This window comes from Fluviicola sp. (assembly GCF_039596355.1).
In the GTDB taxonomy this organism is placed as follows: Bacteria; Bacteroidota; Bacteroidia; order Flavobacteriales_D; family Crocinitomicaceae; genus Fluviicola.
On sequence record NZ_JBCNJW010000004.1, the window covers coordinates 98773 to 112074 of the forward strand.

Consider the following 13302-nt stretch of genomic DNA (forward strand, 5'->3'; position numbering starts at 1 on the left):
GCAAATATGTGAAAGAATGTTCTTTGGGCTTTGCAATTGCTGTTAAATTATGTTAAGCACCTTAAGCTGTTTGGCCTCCGATTAATTTCCCGCAGACTTCACACTCTTCTGAATTTCACTATTTGACAAAGTCATGGCTAAAGAATGTGCCGTTTGGTTGTCTTTATTTCTTTTGTTCAAGTCCGAACCGGCTTTTACAAGCATTTTCACCAACTTCAGGTTCTGATTCAGGACCGCATACATCAAGGCTGTATTTCCGTCCGGGCCCTGCGCATCCAGATCAGCTCCTTTTTTAATCAGCAAAGCAGCTAATTCCGTATTATTCTGATAACACGCAGCCTGGAGAGCGCTTCCTTCAGCGGAAGGTCTATTCGGATTTGCCCCCTGCTCCAAAAGAAATTTCGCGCAGTTTGTTTGCCCACGGTAGCAAGCGATCATCAACGGATCAAAGCCCATCCGGTTCACTTTTTGAATAGTATCCTTATCTAACCTGATCAATTCCTTCAGCCGTTCAACATTCCCGGTTCTGGCTGCTTCAAAAACATCCTGGGAATGAGCCTGAAAGGAAAACACCCCCATCAAACCCAATACAATAATTGCCTTAATCCACATAAATTCTCAGGAATGCCGGTTCGTAATTAGTGAATACGCGAATGTTGTAGATTCCACTTGACAGGTTATCCAGGTTCGTTGTTCCGGAATCTAATTTCCGCACGACTCTACCGGTCGCATCCAGAATCTCCCCGGAAGAATACGGAATTTTGATCGTCAACTCCGTGCCGTTCCAGAAATACTCGTCAGCTGTTAATTCATTGAGTCCGGTTTCCGAAACAGCTTTAAACGACCAGGCCGTTGTGTCCGAAATTCCGGCAAAAAGATTTCCTGCCTGATCTGCTACCGCATTGTTGTCGATCAGGATGTGGTAATGATAGGCCAGATCCAATCCCGGCTGGTTCAATGCAACGGAATTAGTTGTCACTGTAATATTGCCCAAAGCGTTACTGAATTCCTGGCTCACCCCATTGTTTTCACTGACCAGGTAGAAACTCCCGCTTCCGATCACGATATTTTCGTTGAAGGTAATGGTCGGCAAAACATCCAAAAGCACATTGATACTGTTATCCGCAGGATTCAGACTCACCATGACAGGCGGCGTAAAATCTCCAACCTGGAAGTTCCAGGTCGTATTATCAGTTATTCCGGCAAAAGCATTCCCGGATAAATCCTGGATGAATCCCGGCGTTATGTGAATATAGTAAGCGGTGTTTTCTGTCAGCGGGCTGCTTGTCGTAAATTGAACAACGGCACCGGTCACATTGATTTGGGAAGATCCTGAATTGAACGATTCCACCAGGGTTCCGCCAGCCGTAAAGATTTCAATAACTCCGGTTGCAGAAAGCTGCACATCTTCGTTAAAGGAAATACTGCAAACGCCGTTTACTGGTACATTAACAGCATTATCTGCCGGAGAGAACGGTGCAACTGCCAAAGGTGCAATCAGATCATTGGTGTTGAAGTTCCAGGTAGTACTGTTTGAGAATCCGGCGTAGTTGTTATTTGACAGGTCTTTGATTGCTCCGGATTGAATGTTCACATAATACGAAGTATTCAGGATCAGATCCGTAGGATTGATCGAAACGGTTGAACCCGAAAATGAAATCAACGGGCTGGACTGCACATCGTATGATTCAACCAGTGTTCCACCTGCAGTGTAGAGCTGAATCACTCCTGTTCCGGCCTGAACAGCTTCATTGAATGTGATATTCAACGGTGTTGTAACGGCAACTCCGACAGCATTGTCGGCGGGAACAAAAGGAGCAGCGGTCAAGGCAGGAGGCGTTACATCGTTTGTGTTGAAATTCCAGGTCGTATTATCCGAAATTCCCGCAAAGAAATTGTTGGCTCCATCTTTAAAAGCTGTCGGATCGATCTTCACGTAATAGGAGGTATTGATCAGCAAATTGGACGGCGGGTTATAGAAAAAAGTACTTCCGGAAACGCTTGACCCCAACGTTCCGTTTGAAACCGTCTGGATCACATTATCGTTCCCGTCATACAAGGTAAGCGATCCGGTTCCCCAGGAAATATTCTCAGAGAAATTGATCGTGAGATTGGTGGTAACACTTGCTCCGACTGCGTTATCTGCCGGAATAGTCGTGGAAATCACAGGCGGCGTTACATCCGGGACTACCCAGTTCCGAACAATTCCGCTTGCCCGGTTACTTGCTCCGTGATACTGCAATTGATTTGTTGCACCCGGGCCTTTTGCCCAAAAGAGGTTTTGTGAGGTTGCTGAAAAATTAAAAACCACATCGTTTGGATCACCGGTATTCAATGCCCTTGTTGCCACAATGGTTCTGTTTGTTCCTGAAATCGTATTCGACACAACAGTCCAGTCCTGTTGGGCATCAACGGATGGCTCCACTCCTTGTCCGATCATCTGGTGATCGCGTAGTTGCAGCGGCGCGGCTCCAGTTCCCAAAGTAGACCAGATAATCGCATCATTTCCGCTTGCCATTCCGGTTCCGAAACCAAAAGCCAAAAAGCGGTCAGAAGGTCCCTGAACGGTTACGGTAATATCCGTTGTCGTCATAACGGCTCCGAAATACATTCCGCTACCGGTGGTCAATTCGGAGAAGGTGATTTCCTTTGTCTGTCCAAAAGCCAGGAAAGGACACGCCGAAACCAGCAATAGGTAAATTTTCTTCATAATCAGTAGTTTTCGCTAACAAACATATTCTATAAAGATTTATCAATCAACATTTTTCAGGATTATTGAAGCTCTTTTGTTTAAATCGAGTATTTTTCTGCTTCAATAGATAAAATCACTGAATAAATGTCGGAAAGAACATGCCTGGAATGCGGACAAAAACTGAGCGGACGAAAGGATCAGAAGTTTTGTTCGGATTATTGCAGAAATACACACAACAACCGGCTGAATGAAGATGCCACGAAATATGTGCGGCGGATCAACAATATTTTGAGAAAGAACCGCCGGATCCTGGCAGGCTTAAATCCATCCGGGAAACGAACGGTGGATGCCATCACACTCGCCGAAGAGGGATTCAACTTCCATTATTTCACCAATACGTACCAAACCCAGAAGGGAAACACGTATTATTTCTGTTACGAGCAGGGATATACGAAATTGGATAATGAGCAGTATATGCTGGTTTTGAAGCAGGATTATGTGAGGTGATTAAGGTTGAAAATGCAAAATGCAAAATGCAAAATGCAAAATGCAAAATGCAAAATGCAAAATGCAAAATGCAAAATGTTTGTTGATTTTTTTGAATAGAGCGTCATTTTTTGTTAACTTAAATAGAAAACGCATAAAAATGGCTGAAAATAAACCCTTTGACATTAAAGAACGCTCTTTCCAATTTGCATTAGATTGCCTTAAGTTGTGTAAAACGATTTCTGATAACCATCAAGAGTTCATTATGACCAAACAACTCTCAAGATCTGCCACTTCAGTAGGTGCAAATATCCGGGAAGCTCAGAATGGAATCAGTAAACGTGACTTTATCCATAAACTGACAATTTCCCAAAAAGAATGTAATGAAAGCATCTATTGGATCGAACTCCTGAGTGCTTTTTTAGATTTGAAATCTTATGAGATTATGCGATTGCAAAAAGAGGCAAACGAGTTGTTACTTATTTTAAGCTCCATCATCGTCAAATCCAGAAACAAACTACTCCCGGAATAACCTTTTTGAATTTGAAAATTTTGACTTTTGAATTGATCAAAGATTCCACTTCTCTTTGAAGAGTTCCATTTTCGGATGGTCTTTCACTCCTTCGCAACCGATGAACAAAACGTCTTTGCATTTCGTACGGTCAAAAAACAGGGAAAGGTGAGACAAAGCAACGTTCATCGTTCCGCTCAAGTCGATTTTATGAATCGGTGCATGGTGAACCTCGAACAGGTCACGCAATTCTGCCGCACGCTTGTCAAAATTGTGATTGTCGTGGAAAATAACAACAGCATCAATTTTTTCAACCAGATCCACATTTTCCTGGAACGGCAAAACCTGAAAGCCTAATCCCTCCAACCAGGAATTTACGATATCAGCGAACGGGGATTTGTCTTCGGTGTAAATGGTCTGAATATGTGTTGTCATTCTTCCCTTAATTTGTTGTTTTTCGTTTACGCTTCTTAAAAGAGTTTGCAAAAATACTGTAAACTTTCAGTAAACTCCCTTTAAAATTCAATTAATTACGCTTTTTATTTTGTTTAGCAATTCAACAGTCTTTAAATGAATTGATTTTGAAATAATTAACTGCAAGTCCTATAAAACTTGAAAAATACAACGTTCCCAACTAAAAACCTAGAAGTATATTTACTAATTCGATTTAGGAAATTCTACTACTTGTAACCCAGAATATTCATGAAGTCATCTGCCGTTTGTTCTCCCGAAAACAGTTCTGTAACGATTTTGCCGTGTTCATCACGCTGAATCAATACGTGTTTTGGTTCGGGAATCAGGCAGTGTTTCAGACCTCCGAATCCACCGATCGTTTCCTGATAGGCTCCTGTATTAAAGAATCCAATATAGAGCGGTTTATTTTTATCAAATTTCGGAAGGTAGATGGCATTGGAATGCTGTTCCGAGTTGTAATAATCATCTGAATCACAAGTAAGTCCCCCCAAAAGCACGCGTTCATAATCGTCATTCCAGCGGTTAATTGCCAGCATGATGAAGCGCTGGTTGATCGCCCAGGTATCCGGAAGGTTGGTCATGAAAGAACTGTCGATCATGTTCCATTTTTCCCGGTCATTCTGCTGTTTCTGGTGCAGTACGTTGAAAATAGCACCTCCGCTTTCTCCAACCGTAAAGGATCCGAATTCAGTAAAGATGTTCGGCTCAGGGATATCGTTGTCGTTACACACGCGCTTCACCTGCATGAGGATTTCGCGCACCATGTATGCGTAATCGAAATCAAATGCCAGTGATTTTTTGATCGGGAAACCACCTCCGATGTTCAGGGAATCCAGTGTCGGACACACTTTTTTCAAATCGGAGTAGATTCTCAAACACTTGGTCAGCTCATTCCAGTAATACGATGTGTCGTTGATCCCGGTATTGATGAAAAAGTGGAGCATTTTGATCTGCACACGCGGATTGTCCTGGATAAACGCTTTGTAAAACGGAACGATCTCGCGGTAACGGATTCCAAGGCGCGAGGTATAAAACTCAAACTTCGGCTCTTCCTCCGATGCGATCCGGATGCCGATTTTCAATTCGTTTTCTCCCGTTGCAGCAATCAAATCGTGAATTTCTGCCGTATTATCAACTACCGGAATCACATTCAGGCGCTTGTCATCGATCAAATCCGCTACATTCTGAATGTATTTCGGGGGCTTGAACCCGTTGCAGATGACATAGCTTCCTTCTTTCAATTTTCCTGCATTCAGGAGATTTTTGACGATATCGATATCAAACGCAGAAGACGTTTCGATGTGCACGTCGTTTTTCAGAACCTCATCCAGCACAAAGGAAAAATGCGAACTTTTCGTACAGTACGAATAATAGTAATTCCCGGAATATCCCAGGTTATTCATTGCCTCCCTGAACCAACCCTTGGCTCGTTGGATGTTATGGGATATCTGAGGCAGATAATTGAATTTTAAAGGAGTTCCGTACTCCTCAATTAATCGCATCAAATCAATACCATGAAACATCAAACGATCTTCTCTCAAGTGAAATTCATCTTGCGGAAAATCAAAAGTTTGATCGATAAGGTCAATGTATTTTGTTCTCATTCGCTACATAAAGTACTCTTCGTACGGGATTTCAAAATAAACGTTCTAAAAATGCAATTATACTTGAGTATAATCAGGGGCACAAATTTAGGTGAAAGATTCAGAAATGACTGGTAAAAAATCAAAAATTGTGTGTCAAAATTTGATTCGCACCGCACACACTTTTTGCACATGCCTTTTCATCCTTTCCCCCAACACTTAAACTCGCTGATTGTCAACAACCAGCACCTTGTATTTCAACAACCTCCATGAGCAAAATCTCAGCTCTTTTATCAAGCCGCTTAGATTAAAAAAAGTCATAGCAAATCCACCAGGACTGACCCAGCCCTGCAACTTTAGTTTATAATGTCAATGTGAAGGGAATTCAGGAATTTTTCACCAAATGTTCAACCAGGCGGCTGGAACGGTAGGAAGAATAGATTCCAAAAGCATTTACAACAACTCCTTTGATTTCGTTATCGTGCGAAGAAATCGCATAAACAATCATTTCATCTCCGGGATCCGTCATTCCTTCAAAGCGATAAACTTCGTCGATGGAAAACTGGTCCGGAGACAATTCAGCAAAAGGAGAATCACTTGCCAGGCAGTCTTTTTCGGCTTCCAATGAAAGGTTTGCCGTATATCCGCGTTTTTTGAGGTCATTCACCGCTTCACTTACCGTTTCATAATTCCGTGCCATCGTTCTTTTTTTTGCATTCTTTCTAAAGATACGGAAAAGATTCTACCCGGCGGGTTAAGAATGCTTAAATCAGGATTGGAATTGCCACATACAAACATGAATGAGTTCAAAAGGGGTCAAATTCAATAGTGAACTATTGAACCTTTTTAGTCATTTTAATCATTTTACTCATCTTGTACTACCCCTTCTACGCTACACCTATCAGGAATAATCACTGTTTTAAAGGACGATGAATCGCGAAAAAACGGTATTGAATTAGCTTGAGATACTTCCTTATTTTGCCGGGTAATTATTTCTCAAAATCTGATCAGTTTTAGAAGTGCCAAATCATTTTATTTATGTTTTTAACATCATTACTTCGCACAAAACATCAGCACAAACTACTGACTACACTTTTGTTATCAGCACTATTCTCCGTTTCTACTCTTGCGCAAACCTGGGAATTGGTCGGAGTGAGTTCCGGCGGAATTTCTCCCAGTTGGGGATCTTTCCAAAACCTGGTCCATGATAACAACGGAAATCTCTACTGTTCTTTTTACGACGGCTCGGTAACCAAAGGTTCCGTGATGAAATTCGACGGAACTTCCTGGAGCTACCTTGGCGGCGCGGGAATCACTCCCGGAACGGCTACATACAGCTCGTTGGCGTGCGCTTCCGACAACAGCGTGTTTTATTCCCACCAATTGGGATATCCTGCTTCCGGAATTTCGGTTCAGAAGTATAACGGAACCAGCTGGACAACGCTTCCTTCAGCTGAATCGGCTACGGTCAATTTTCAATCCATTACGACCAATGCTTCCAATCAGCCGATTGTTGCCTATGCTTCCGGCGGAAACCTGAAAGTGAAGGCTTTTGATGGAACAGCATGGAATGTACTTGGAACAAATCTGCCTTCCGGACTTCCTTACTACCTCGACCTTAAATGTGTAAACGACACCGTTTATGCCGGATTTGTGAACTCGGGAATGAAAATCTACAAGATTGCCGCTTCTGCAAGTGCAACGGATTCCTGGATCGAGGTCGGAACGACTTCTTTTTCGGCAACCAGCTCCGAACAATTCCGTTCAGCGATCGCGGTGGATAACAACAACGATGTGTATGCTGCATTTACATCTCTTTCCGCAGCAGGAAACAAAATCAATGTCAAAAAATACGATCACCTGACGCAGCAGTGGTCTGATGTGGGTTCTCAAAATTTCTCTGCTTACCGCGTTCATTACATTGATATTGCACTGGACAACAACCACACGCCGTATGTTGCTTACAGCCACTTCGAAAACAGCCCGAACAACAAGAATTACGTCCTGAAATTCGACGGAACGGACTGGGTTTCTGTTGGGAACACGGAAGTTTCTGATCAGGAAGCAAAATGGAATTCATTGATCGTTCTTGCCGGAAAACCGATTCTTGCCTACAGCGATGAAACAGCCGACGTAACGGTTGTCAAAGAATTCATCGATGTTACAGGATGTACGAACACACTTCCGGGAACAGCAACCGGAAGCACAGGATGTATTACATTTAACTACCAGCAGGCTCCGGTGACTTATACAACCGTTCGTGCTGCGGATGGAAATGTTTGGTTACAACAGAATTTGGGAAGTTCCCAGGTTGCAGTTGCAGCTAACGATGCTTCAGCATACGGTGATTATTTCCAATGGGGAAGATGGGACAACGGGCACCAATTGACAAGTTCTACGATCACCGCTACTCCTCCAAACCCGAATGACCCTTCCGGTTTAGGTGCCGGAACGGCCAATTTCTACTCTGCCGGATACTCAAACGGAAACAACTGGTGGTATAACGGAACAAGCACCGATACCTGGGCAGGAAGTACTCCTGCAGACGTTTCTGCTACCAACGGATGTGACCCGTGTAAAGCAATGGGCGCAGGCTGGAGACTACCTACAACGGTGGAATTGACAACGATGATGAGTGCAGAAAATATCACGAACCTGAATTCAGCTTTTGCAAGTAACCTGAAAATCGTTGGATCCGGAATGAGAGATTACAGCGGGATGTTCGTTGACGGAACGCGGGCTTACCTTTGGTCCGGAACTGCTTCCAGTGTAAGCGGATGGGGTGAAACAGTATACATCAGCCCGAACGTGGCGTTGTCAAACTACGGTGGACGTGACGGGGGAATGCCGCTTCGTTGTATTTATTCAACTATTACTGCATCCGGCATTGAAGTAAATACTCAAAACAACGTTGCAGCAAACATCACAACGCAGGCTGGTACGCTTCAAATGGTTGCAACCATTCAGCCTTCCACAGTGAGTCAGGCAGTAACCTGGTCTATCGTTCCAGCAAGCGGAAGCGCAACGATTTCTTCAACCGGTTTGGTCACTGCACAGACAAACGGAACCGTTTGGGCAAAAGCGGTTTCTGTCGCGAATACAGCATTAGCGGATTCCATGGAAATCACTATTTCCGGGCAGGTTGTCCTGATCATGGATTTGGATGTTCAGACACTAAACAACGTTGCAGCGGTTATTACCACCAATGCAGGTACGTTGCAGATGGAAGCGGTAATCACTCCATCCAATACAACGAACCAAAACGTAACGTGGAGTCTCGTAAACGGAACGGGGTCTGCCATGATTTCAACGACCGGCTTGGTCACTGCACAGACAAACGGAACCGTTTGGGCGAAAGCGGTTTCTGATGAAAATCCGAATGTGAAAGATTCCCTGCTGGTGACTCTTTCAGGACAAAACAGTGCCGGAATCGTTTCTCAAAGCCAGGGAGAACTTCGCTGCTACCCGAACCCGGTAGAAACCCTTCTGAATGTGGTGATTCCGGAAACAATTACCGGAAATGCACAGGCAGTTCTGATCGACCTAAGCGGAAAAATAGTCTTCTATCAGACCATTGACAATAACCAGGCAAGTTTGAACCTCGAGTCTGTTCAGGCCGGTTCTTACATCCTGAGAATACAAACACCTCGTTCCAACTATTCACATACCGTTCAGGTTTACTGATTTTTTACGAAGTGAGAAACGGGTTCGCACTCAACCTGCGAACCCCGTTTTTTGCATTCAGCAGGATCAACCAGGAGTATTTATCGCGTAAAAACCGCTTCTGGAATCAGCGAAGAACGGATTATCAAAGATTAATCGTTGTTGGAAAGCAGGTCTTTGATCAGACTCGGAGGCCTGCCAACAACTGCCTGATCGCCTTTCACGACAATCGGCCGTTCGATGAGAACCGGGTATTTGATCATGGCCTGGATCCACTGTTTCCGCGTACGCGTTTTTCCGGCATATTTTTCCTTGAAGATTTCTTCTTTCTGGCGGATGATGTCGAGCGGTTTTGCTTTCAGTAATTTCAACAATTCGTCCAATTCCTCGTAAGTCGGAGGAACATGCAAATAATCCCGGATTTCAACATCTGCGCCGCTTTCTTCCAGAATACACAGCCCTTCACGGCTTTTGGAACAACGGTTATTGTGGTATATGATTGTTTTCATTTTCTTTTAGGACATCAGACTATTAAGACGAAAGAGTCAAGACAAATTCTGACTGTAAGGTGAATTCAAGTCTTTTGTCTTGCCTCCTGAGTCTATAGTCTTTATTAGTTTCCGTACATCATCAAATACGACTTCAGGAAAGGAAGCAAATCCCCGTCGAGTACTTTATCCGGATCGTTTACGGTGTAATCAGTCCGGTGGTCTTTCACGCGGCGATCATCCAGGACGTAGCTTCGGATTTGTGATCCCCACTCGATTTTCTTCTTACCTGCTTCGATTTGTTCCCGTGATTCGGCACGTTTACGCAATTCGATCTCGTATAACTGGGAGCGCAGCAACTGCATGGCTTTTTCTTTGTTCGCCAGCTGGGAGCGCGACTCGGAGTTTTCGATGATAATTCCGGACGGAGCGTGTCGCAAACGAACGGCCGTTTCGACCTTGTTGACGTTCTGTCCACCCGCACCACCGGAACGGAAGGTTTCGAAGGTAATGTCTGCCGGGTTGACGTAGATTTCAATCGTGTCATCCACCGACGGGTAAACGTATACCGATGCAAAAGATGTCATGCGTTTTCCCTGGGAGTTGTAGGGACTCACACGCACCAGGCGGTGAATTCCGTTTTCTCCTTTCAGGTAACCGAATGCAAATTCTCCTTCGATTTCCAGCGTAACGGTTTTGATTCCGGCTACATCGCCTTCCTGGAAGTTCAGTTCTTTTACTTTGTAACCACTTTTCTCAGCCCACATCAGGTACATGCGCATAAGCATTCCCGCCCAGTCGCAGGCTTCCGTTCCACCGGCTCCTGCAGTAATCTGAAGCACGGCGCTCAATGCATCTTCTTCACCGGAAAGCATGTTTTTCAACTCCACTTCTTCGATGGTCGCGAGCAGGTTTTTGTATGCTTCGTCGCATTCGGATTCTTCCGCAGCGCCTTCGCGCACGAAATCCATCAGTACTTCGAGGTCGTCAGACTGAGATTTCAGGGTGTTATATGATTCGATCCAGAATTTCAATCCGCGGATCGTTTTCATCTGTGCTTCGGCTTTTTTGGGATCGTCCCAAAACCCCGGATCCTGCGTTTTCAGCTCGGATTCACGCAATTCCAGTTGCTTTTCCGGAATTTTCAGATAACTCGCAATCGCGTCAATGCGCTGATTAATTTCTTTAAGTTGGTCACTGTTTACCATAGCGCAAAGTTAATTGAAAAATGAAAATGGATAATTGAAAAGAAAGAAGTATGAAGTTTCAGATAAAATGGCTAACATGTGAAAAGTAGGATTAAAATCCTATAAAGAACTGCGGATTCTTTTTTAAAACTTAAAAAAAATTACATTTGCACTGAGAAAAGGAAAAAGACTTTAAACGAAAAACAAGATGAATATTCCAGCTAATTTAAAATACACAAAAGACCACGAGTGGGTAAGTGTTGAAGGTGATGTTGCAACAATCGGTATTACAGACTTTGCTCAGGGTGAGTTGGGTGATATCGTTTACGTCGAGATTGAAACGGTAGGTGAAACTTTGGATCAGGAAGAAGTTTTCGGTTCCGTAGAGGCTGTAAAAACAGTTTCTGATTTGTTTATGCCGCTTTCAGGAGAAATCATTGAGTTTAACGAAGGTTTGGAGTCTAACCCGGAAGCAGTAAACACAGATCCTTACGGAGACGGTTGGATGATCAAAGTAAAAATTTCAAACCCTGCTGAAGTAGAGGCGTTGCTGGATGCTGCAGGATACCAGGCTTTGGTAGGATAATACACATTTCTTTTAAGATAATTGAGAACTCTGATTCGTTGATGCGGGTCGGAGTTTTTTTTAATTATGAAACTGGTAGTTATCAATTATCAAGGGTGGAATCCTTCCCGATCATTCAAAACGGATCATTTCCCGGCATGGTTTTCAAGGCATGGTTTTTGAATTTTCCCGTTTCAACTAATTTTTAATAGTAACTTTCACAAAAAATTGTCTGATGAAAATAGCGCTGTACATCACAGGTCTTCTGATCTTTTTGAATTCCTGTACCATTGTCACTTCCACCAATGCTCCCGGAAAGGCAGAAAAGTCGTTCCCAAAATCCATGATCGGTTCGTATGAATTGGTTTACCCGGAAAGTTTCCAGGGAATGATGGAAGGTGCAGATATGAAGACAACCATCCAGATTAAAGCCGATGAACTGATCGTATCGAACCCGGACGGTGATTCACATATGAAGATCAATGATTCTATTTCTGTTACCAAACTAGGCAAACAATACTACCTGTGCATGGGAAAAGCGCCTGTACTGAATGTATTCAAAGTGGTTGCAAAAGGAAAGGATTTTGAGTTTCATTCCATGAATGCGAAATCGGGCGTAACTGCTGAGCAATTGAAGTCTTTCTTTTCAAATGTGACAACGGATACCAGCCTGGATGAGGAATCCGGAGAACTGACCGAAACATTTGTGGTAACGATCGATGATTCCAAAATTGACAAATACTACAAAAGTGATTTGATCCATGTGGAACCGTTTACGTTGAAGCGGGTGAAGAAATAGAAAAAAACGGTTCAAAGGATTCAACTTTTGAACTTTTTGGAAATAAAAAAGGGGCTGTCCCCTATCTTACAGCCCCCATTTATGTGTCTAATCTGCTACTATTAAACAACGTCACTAATTTCGTCGTCGAGGTAGATGAAGAATGCATATACATCATCTTTCAAAGCCTCAGATTGTTTTGTTTTCAATTCTTTTTTGAGAGTCAGATACTCTACTCGGGCAGCGTCTTTTTTCAAATCTGCTGTGTTTCCCTGACGGGTATCTTTACGCAACTCTTTTTTCGCGGCACGCAATTCTTTTTTCGCTTCTTTGCGTTCCAGGTTTGATTGTCGGATTGCTACGTTTTGGTCGGATTGCAAATCTCGTTTATCGATGCGCAGATATTTTTTGTCTCGTTTCAAGTCTGCTTTTGCTTTCCGGATTTCCTTTTTACTCATGTGCGATTCGATGACCAGTTTGGCTTCTTTGTTTTTCTTGAATTCGGCCTTGTGGAACGCAATTCGCTCACGATCTTTTTCAATCCGCGACATGGTTGCTTTCATGTCTTTGTATTCCCGTCGATGCAGGAATCGGTTACCTTCAATTGAACCTTCCGTATTTCCGGCAAAAGAAGGCGTTGCTGCCATCAAACCTGCTGCGATCGTCCCGATCAGGAACAGGTTCTTTAATTTCATCTTTTCCATAACTCATCTATTTTTGGTTCGCTTAACCAAAGGCAAGGGCTGTGCCACAACGAGGTGTAAATAGCGGAAACGCAGATGTAGCAAGGGATTGAGCCGTATATTTCAAAATGAAAAAATATGTGAAAATTTTTCAAAATGAAAAAACAAGCTCCGAAATGAAGAAGTAAAGGA

At 43.4% G+C, this 13302-nt stretch carries 13 protein-coding genes; 5 read left to right on the plus strand and 8 right to left on the minus strand.

Going from position 1 to position 13302, the window contains the following annotated elements; translation table 11 throughout:
• Nucleotides 1–81: 81 nt before the first annotated feature.
• Nucleotides 82–612 (minus strand): ankyrin repeat domain-containing protein, encoded by a 531-nt coding sequence (locus tag ABDV94_RS10345; RefSeq protein WP_343747099.1) that lies wholly within the window; start codon nt 610–612, stop codon nt 82–84.
• Nucleotides 602–2710, minus strand: coding sequence for an Ig-like domain-containing protein (locus ABDV94_RS10350; RefSeq protein WP_343747100.1), 2109 nt, complete (start codon nt 2708–2710; stop codon nt 602–604). The genes ABDV94_RS10345 and ABDV94_RS10350 overlap by 11 nt, the downstream gene beginning before the upstream one ends.
• A 126-nt stretch (nt 2711–2836) precedes the next feature.
• On the opposite strand from ABDV94_RS10350, the gene ABDV94_RS10355 reads away from it, so the two are divergent.
• The gene (locus ABDV94_RS10355; protein WP_343747101.1) at nt 2837–3199 is read left to right on the plus strand and encodes a hypothetical protein; all 363 of its coding nucleotides are present in this window, start codon (nt 2837–2839) and stop codon (nt 3197–3199) included.
• A gap of 139 nt (nt 3200–3338) precedes the next feature.
• Nucleotides 3339–3710: a four helix bundle protein gene (locus tag ABDV94_RS10360; protein ID WP_343747102.1), complete on the plus strand. Its 372-nt coding sequence runs from the start codon at nt 3339–3341 to the stop codon at nt 3708–3710.
• A 36-nt stretch (nt 3711–3746) separates the two neighbouring features.
• Here ABDV94_RS10360 and ABDV94_RS10365 read toward each other — a convergent pair whose 3' ends face one another.
• The 3 genes from ABDV94_RS10365 to ABDV94_RS10375 form a co-directional block, all read right to left on the minus strand.
• Entirely contained in the window at nt 3747–4124 is a 378-nt protein-coding gene (locus ABDV94_RS10365) for a hypothetical protein (RefSeq protein ID WP_343747103.1), read from the minus strand.
• A gap of 245 nt (nt 4125–4369) precedes the next feature.
• Nucleotides 4370–5767, minus strand: a complete 1398-nt coding sequence (locus ABDV94_RS10370; protein ID WP_343747104.1) for an arginine decarboxylase — start codon at nt 5765–5767, stop codon at nt 4370–4372.
• 364 nt (nt 5768–6131) lie between these two features.
• On the minus strand, nt 6132–6446 hold the full coding sequence (locus tag ABDV94_RS10375; RefSeq protein WP_343747105.1) for a phosphoribosylpyrophosphate synthetase: 315 nt from the start codon (nt 6444–6446) through the stop codon (nt 6132–6134).
• Between the two features lie 338 nt (nt 6447–6784).
• Between ABDV94_RS10375 and ABDV94_RS10380 the strand changes: the two genes are divergently transcribed.
• A complete protein-coding gene (locus ABDV94_RS10380) occupies nt 6785–9430 on the plus strand; it encodes a T9SS type A sorting domain-containing protein (protein ID WP_343747106.1) in 2646 nt (881 codons plus the stop codon).
• Between the two features lie 131 nt (nt 9431–9561).
• Here ABDV94_RS10380 and arsC read toward each other — a convergent pair whose 3' ends face one another.
• Together arsC and prfB are read right to left on the minus strand one after the other, a co-directional pair.
• The gene (arsC, locus tag ABDV94_RS10385) at nt 9562–9918 is read right to left on the minus strand and encodes an arsenate reductase (glutaredoxin) (protein WP_343747107.1); all 357 of its coding nucleotides are present in this window, start codon (nt 9916–9918) and stop codon (nt 9562–9564) included.
• A 104-nt stretch (nt 9919–10022) separates the two neighbouring features.
• Nucleotides 10023–11105 (minus strand): peptide chain release factor 2, encoded by a 1083-nt coding sequence (prfB, locus tag ABDV94_RS10390; protein WP_343747108.1) that lies wholly within the window; start codon nt 11103–11105, stop codon nt 10023–10025.
• Nucleotides 11106–11292: 187 nt separating this feature from the next.
• Between prfB and gcvH the strand changes: the two genes are divergently transcribed.
• On the plus strand, nt 11293–11670 hold the full coding sequence (gene gcvH, locus ABDV94_RS10395; RefSeq protein WP_343747109.1) for a glycine cleavage system protein GcvH: 378 nt from the start codon (nt 11293–11295) through the stop codon (nt 11668–11670).
• Nucleotides 11671–11884: 214 nt separating this feature from the next.
• Nucleotides 11885–12448: a hypothetical protein gene (locus tag ABDV94_RS10400; protein WP_343747110.1), complete on the plus strand. Its 564-nt coding sequence runs from the start codon at nt 11885–11887 to the stop codon at nt 12446–12448.
• A gap of 101 nt (nt 12449–12549) precedes the next feature.
• Here ABDV94_RS10400 and ABDV94_RS10405 read toward each other — a convergent pair whose 3' ends face one another.
• Nucleotides 12550–13131 (minus strand): hypothetical protein, encoded by a 582-nt coding sequence (locus tag ABDV94_RS10405; RefSeq protein ID WP_343747111.1) that lies wholly within the window; start codon nt 13129–13131, stop codon nt 12550–12552.
• Nucleotides 13132–13302: the final 171 nt, after the last annotated feature.

What these genes read in the sequence shown, in the direction of transcription:
- gcvH (WP_343747109.1), top strand. Translation starts at nt 11,293, where the DNA reads ATGAATATTCCAGCTAATTTAAAATACACAAAAGACCACGAGTGGGTA.
- ABDV94_RS10365 (WP_343747103.1), bottom strand. Translation starts at nt 4,124, where the DNA reads ATGACAACACATATTCAGACCATTTACACCGAAGACAAATCCCCGTTC.
- arsC (WP_343747107.1), bottom strand. Translation starts at nt 9,918, where the DNA reads ATGAAAACAATCATATACCACAATAACCGTTGTTCCAAAAGCCGTGAA.
- ABDV94_RS10360 (WP_343747102.1), top strand. Translation starts at nt 3,339, where the DNA reads ATGGCTGAAAATAAACCCTTTGACATTAAAGAACGCTCTTTCCAATTT.
- ABDV94_RS10345 (WP_343747099.1), bottom strand. Translation starts at nt 612, where the DNA reads ATGTGGATTAAGGCAATTATTGTATTGGGTTTGATGGGGGTGTTTTCC.
- ABDV94_RS10400 (WP_343747110.1), top strand. Translation starts at nt 11,885, where the DNA reads ATGAAAATAGCGCTGTACATCACAGGTCTTCTGATCTTTTTGAATTCC.
- ABDV94_RS10375 (WP_343747105.1), bottom strand. Translation starts at nt 6,446, where the DNA reads ATGGCACGGAATTATGAAACGGTAAGTGAAGCGGTGAATGACCTCAAA.
- ABDV94_RS10350 (WP_343747100.1), bottom strand. Translation starts at nt 2,710, where the DNA reads ATGAAGAAAATTTACCTATTGCTGGTTTCGGCGTGTCCTTTCCTGGCT.
- ABDV94_RS10380 (WP_343747106.1), top strand. Translation starts at nt 6,785, where the DNA reads ATGTTTTTAACATCATTACTTCGCACAAAACATCAGCACAAACTACTG.
- ABDV94_RS10355 (WP_343747101.1), top strand. Translation starts at nt 2,837, where the DNA reads ATGTCGGAAAGAACATGCCTGGAATGCGGACAAAAACTGAGCGGACGA.
- prfB (WP_343747108.1), bottom strand. Translation starts at nt 11,105, where the DNA reads ATGGTAAACAGTGACCAACTTAAAGAAATTAATCAGCGCATTGACGCG.
- ABDV94_RS10405 (WP_343747111.1), bottom strand. Translation starts at nt 13,131, where the DNA reads ATGGAAAAGATGAAATTAAAGAACCTGTTCCTGATCGGGACGATCGCA.
- ABDV94_RS10370 (WP_343747104.1), bottom strand. Translation starts at nt 5,767, where the DNA reads ATGAGAACAAAATACATTGACCTTATCGATCAAACTTTTGATTTTCCG.